At 68.0% G+C, this 4,535-nt stretch carries 5 protein-coding genes; 1 reads left to right on the top strand and 4 read right to left on the bottom strand.

From position 1 onward, the window contains the following. Positions 1–127: 127 nt before the first annotated feature. Entirely contained in the window at positions 128–1,618 is a 1,491-nt protein-coding gene (locus FV217_RS21865; RefSeq protein ID WP_147821696.1) for a VWA domain-containing protein, read from the top strand. A 2-nt stretch (positions 1,619–1,620) separates the two neighbouring features. On the opposite strand, the gene FV217_RS21860 is transcribed toward FV217_RS21865, so the two are convergent. The 4 genes from FV217_RS21860 to FV217_RS21845 all read right to left on the bottom strand — a co-directional run. Then, complete coding sequence (locus tag FV217_RS21860; protein WP_147821694.1) at positions 1,621–2,925, bottom strand: HlyC/CorC family transporter; 1,305 nt, start codon at positions 2,923–2,925, stop codon at positions 1,621–1,623. 203 nt (positions 2,926–3,128) lie between these two features. Beyond that, complete coding sequence (locus FV217_RS21855; RefSeq protein WP_147821692.1) at positions 3,129–3,422, bottom strand: type II toxin-antitoxin system RelE/ParE family toxin; 294 nt, start codon at positions 3,420–3,422, stop codon at positions 3,129–3,131. Further along, positions 3,419–3,649, bottom strand: coding sequence for a hypothetical protein (locus FV217_RS21850; RefSeq protein WP_147821690.1), 231 nt, complete (start codon positions 3,647–3,649; stop codon positions 3,419–3,421). Before FV217_RS21850 ends, FV217_RS21855 begins: the two co-directional genes overlap by 4 nt. A gap of 78 nt (positions 3,650–3,727) precedes the next feature. Beyond that, on the bottom strand, positions 3,728–4,535 hold an 808-nt coding region (locus tag FV217_RS21845), incomplete at its 5' end, for an ATP-binding protein (RefSeq protein ID WP_246683113.1).

The following is a 4,535-nucleotide window of genomic DNA, read 5'->3' as shown; positions in this document are numbered from 1 at the left end:
GCCCACCTCCCCTTTGCCCGCCTCGCCTTTGCCCGCCACGAGAATAGGCCGCGATCAGGTTCAGGCTTTCCGCTCTTCGGGCTTTGCGGATTGGGAGAGAAGAGGCCAGGAGGCCTCCCCCCCGCAGATGCGGGCTCGCGCGCTGTCGACGGCGCCCGACCTGCAACAGGCACCGGCCGAGCCCACCGGCCACGAAAAATTCGACGGCAAGCCGCAGAGCGGGTTCCAGACGGTGCAGACCGCACCGGTCTCGACCTTCTCGATCGACGTGGACACCGCCTCCTACGGCTTCGTCCGCGCCAGCCTCGCCCGCGACACCCTCCCCCCGCCGGCCGCCGTGCGGACCGAGGAGCTGATCAACTACTTCCCCTACGGCTATCCTGCCCCCGAGAACCGCGAGACGCCGTTCCGGGTCACGGCCAGCGTGTTTCCGAGCCCCTGGGCCGAGGGCCGCAAGATCGTCCGCGTCGGGATCAAGGGCTACGCGCTCCAGGCCGAGGCGCGCCCGAAGGCTAACCTCGTCTTCCTCGTCGACACCTCGGGTTCGATGAACGGCCCGAACCGTCTACCGCTGGTGAAGCGCTCCCTGGCCCTGCTGCTGACGCAGCTCGACGCGCGGGACCGCGTCGCCATCGTCACGTACGCCGGACAGGCCGGCACGGTGCTGGAGCCGACGGCGGCGAGCGATAAGCAGACGATCCTGTCCGCCATCGAAGGGCTGGGAGCGGGAGGCTCGACGGCCGGGGGCGAAGGCCTGCGGCAGGCCTATGCCCTGGCCGAGCGCAATTTCGACCCGTCCGCGGTCAACCGGGTGATGCTCGCCACAGACGGCGACTTCAACGTCGGCATCACCGACCGGGACGAGCTGAAGGGCTTCGTCGAGCGCAAGCGCGAGACCGGCATCTTCCTCTCGGTGCTCGGCTTCGGCATGGGCAACACCAACGATTCGCTGATGCAGGCGCTCGCCCAGAACGGCAACGGCACGGCCGCCACCATCGACACCCTCAACGAGGCCCGCAAGGTCTTGGTCGAGGAGGCGACGGCGACGCTGTTCCCCATCGCCAAGGACGTGAAGATCCAGGTCGAGTTCAATCCGGCCGCCGTCGCCGAGTACCGCCTGATTGGCTACGAGACCCGCGCCCTGAACCGCGAGGATTTTGAGAACGACCGGGTCGATGCAGGCGAGGTCGGTTCGGGCCAGACCGCCACCGCCCTCTACGAGATCGTCCCCGTCGGCGGACCGCGCACGGTCCCGCCCCTGCGCTACGGCGCGGCCAAGCCCGAGTCCGCCGCGTCGGCCGGCGACTACGCCTTCGTGAAGATCCGCTACAAGCGCCCGGACCAGGACGTCAGCCAGCTCATCGAGACGCCGGTCGGCCCGGCCGTCGAGCAGCCGAGTTTCGACAAGGCGGACGACGACGCGCGCTTCGCCACCGCCGTCGCCGGCTTCGGCGAGATTCTTCGGAATGGCCGCTGGACCGGCCGCTTCGGCCTCGACGACGTGATCAAGATCGCGACGTCCGCGCGGGGCGAGGACCCCTACGGCTACCGCTCCGAGTTCGTACAGCTCGTGCGCGCCGCCAAGACCGCGCAGGCGCTGCGCTCGTCGCGACCGTGAGATTACTCGCCCTCCCCCGCCGGCTTCGGCAGGGCGGGGGCGAGCGGCGAGATGCGCAGAGACGTGATCCGGTTCTTCGCCTTGCGCACCACGTGGAAGCGAAACCCGTGAAAGTTGAAGGCGGTGCCCGTGTCGGGGATCGCCCGAGCCTCGTGGATGACGAGGCCGGCGATGGTGGTGGCCTCCTCGTCCGGCAGGCTCCAATCCATGGCACGGTTGAGGTCGCGGATCGGCACGCCGCCGTCGACCGTCACCGAGCCGTCGGGCTGGGGCCGCACGCCAGACACCGCCACATCGTGCTCGTCGGCGATGTCGCCGACGATCTCCTCCAGGATGTCTTCGAGGGTGACGAGGCCCATCACCTCGCCATACTCGTCGACGGCGAGGGCGAAATGCGTCTTGCGGGCGAGGAAGGCCTTGAGCTGGTCGCGCAGCGAGGTCGTATCCGGCACGAACCAAGTCTCCAGCGCCAGTTCCTCGACCTTGAGCCGGGCCGGGTCGCCGCCGGCGGCGTCGAGCGCCCGCAACAGGTCCTTGGCGTGCAGCACGCCGACGATGTTCTCGTGCTTGTCCCGCCACAGCGGCATGCGGGTATAGGGCGAGGCCAGCACCTCGCGCACGATGTCCTCGGACGGAAGGTCGGCATTGATGGTGCGCATCTTGGTGCGGTGGACCATCACCTCCGAGACGCTGAGTTCGTTGAGGTCGAGCAGCCCGCCGAGCATGTCGCGCTCGGACTTTTCCACGCCGCCCTCGCGGTGAAGCAGCGCCACCTGCCCGCGGATCTCCTCCGTCGCCGAGAGGATCGAACCGTGGACGCCGATCGCGATGCCGAAGGGCTTCAGGATCGCCCGGACGATCGCCTCGGTCGCCACCGCCAGCGGTCCGAGCAGTACGACGGCGAAGGCGACGGGCCGCGCCATCAGCAGCGCGATCCGGTCGGGATTGGTGATGGCGAGCGTCTTCGGCAGCACTTCGGCGAAGACGATGACGAGCACGGACATCGCCACGGTGGCGTAGATCACGCCGCTACTGCCGAACAGCGTCGTGAGCACGCTGGTGGTGAAGGCGGAGGCGCCGATCGCCACCACGTTGTAACCGATCAGCATCGCGCCGATGAAGCGCTCGCGGATCGCCAGGATGCGGTTGACGATGGCCGCCTGCCGGTTGCCGGAACTCTCCAGCGAATGCATCCGCGCCCGTGACGCCGCGGTGAAGGCCGTCTCGGCCCCGGCGAAGAAGGCCGAGAGCAGCAGCGAGATCACGACGATGCTCGCTGCCAGCCAGACGTCGCTGTGGTCGTTCATGAACTAGATCGTTCCCGCGGGCTGCATGCGTGGCACCGTGGAATGTGCTCTAGCAGCGGCATGGCCGGCCCGGAACCGAGAGCGCAGTGTGGCCCCACCTCATGTCACGCTCTGGCCTGATCGTCGGTGCCGCCGCCCGCCTCGGCGGCCCGGCGCACCCACGCCCCCTCCGTCCGCGGACACCCGTGCATCGCTGCAGATCATCATGACACACCCGGTATCGTCACGGGATTGCGGGCAGCATGCCGAAACCGTTGAACGACAATCTCGTCGTCTCCAACGAAATAGTCGATCAGGTACGGATAGGGCGTGAGAAACACGCGACGCACCCGCGCAATCGTTGTCCGCTTTCCAGCCTGCGAGTGCTGCCGGATCAAGATAAAAATCTCCGAAATCCGTGCCTCGACACGTGATGCGCCTTGCGGAGATACGGTAGAAATATCGCTTAAAATCCTGTCGATCTGTCGCAGAGCGTGCTTCTGAATACGAAGCTTCACGCGCGATACTTGGACAGGACAGCCTCGACCTCGGCGGCCGTCGCAAACTCGCCGCGCGCCATTTCGGCCTGCGCTTCGATCAGGTCGGCCTCCTCCTCGGGAGTGAGCTGGTACACACCCTCTCCGTCGTCCCCTGCGAGACGCAACAGGACGCGCGCGAACTCGTCCTGCGTTTCGACCGGAAGAGCGCGAACGCGCTCGAAGGCCTGTTCGAGAAGCTGCGTCATGCCGACATTATGCTCCTGATGTCCGCCGACACAAACATGTGCCTGCTCAAACGAACCGGAAGGAATCCAACCGACACGCTATCCAGGCCCTAAATTGCCCGCGCCGCCCGGCCCGGCGGCTGGCTGCAGACCGTTGGTGCCTTCAGGCACCCCCCCCGCCAGCGTCCCCGGCAACGCGATCCGAACGCTCAAGCCCCCGCCAACCCGGTTCTCCAGCGTCAGCCGTCCGTCATGCGCCTCGACGATGGCCAGCACGATCGACAGGCCGAGGCCGAAGCCGGTCTCCTCGTTGAGGTTCCGGGCGCGGTCGCCGCGCACGAAGGGCTGAAGCATCGCGTGGCGCTCCGCCTCCGGAATGCCCGGCCCGTCGTCGGCCACGGCGATGGCGACGCCGGTGGCGGATTTCTCCACCGAGAGCCGGGCAGAGCCGGCGTATTTCACGGCGTTGTCGACGAGGTTGGCGACGGCGCGCTGCAGGTCCTCGGGATGCGCCCGAACCAGGACGTGGCGTGCCTGCGCCATGCGCACGTCGGCGCCGATGTCCGAAAAGTCGTCGCAGACGGTCTGGACCAGGGAGGCGATGTCGATCAGCGGCTTCTCCGTGTCCGAGCCACCGTCGGCGCCGCGCTCGTCGCGGGCATAGGCGAGCGCCGCCTCGACCAGCGCGTTCATCTGGTCGAGATCGCGCAGGGTGCGCTCGCGGGTGTGCTCGTCCTCGATGAATTCGGCGCGCAGGCGCAGACGGGTGATCGGTGTGCGCAGGTCGTGGCTGATCGCGGCGAGCATCTGCGTGCGGTCGTCGATGAGGCGGTTCACGCGAGCGCGCATCCGGTCGAGGGCGCCGGCCAGCGCCAGCACCTCCTGCGGCCCGCGCCGCGGCAGGGGC

It is taken from the genome of Methylobacterium sp. WL9 (assembly GCF_008040035.1).
GTDB lineage: Bacteria > Pseudomonadota > Alphaproteobacteria > Rhizobiales > Beijerinckiaceae > Methylobacterium > Methylobacterium thuringiense.
Note: the sequence above shows the minus strand (reverse complement) of the source record. Positions and strands in the feature narration are given on the sequence as shown.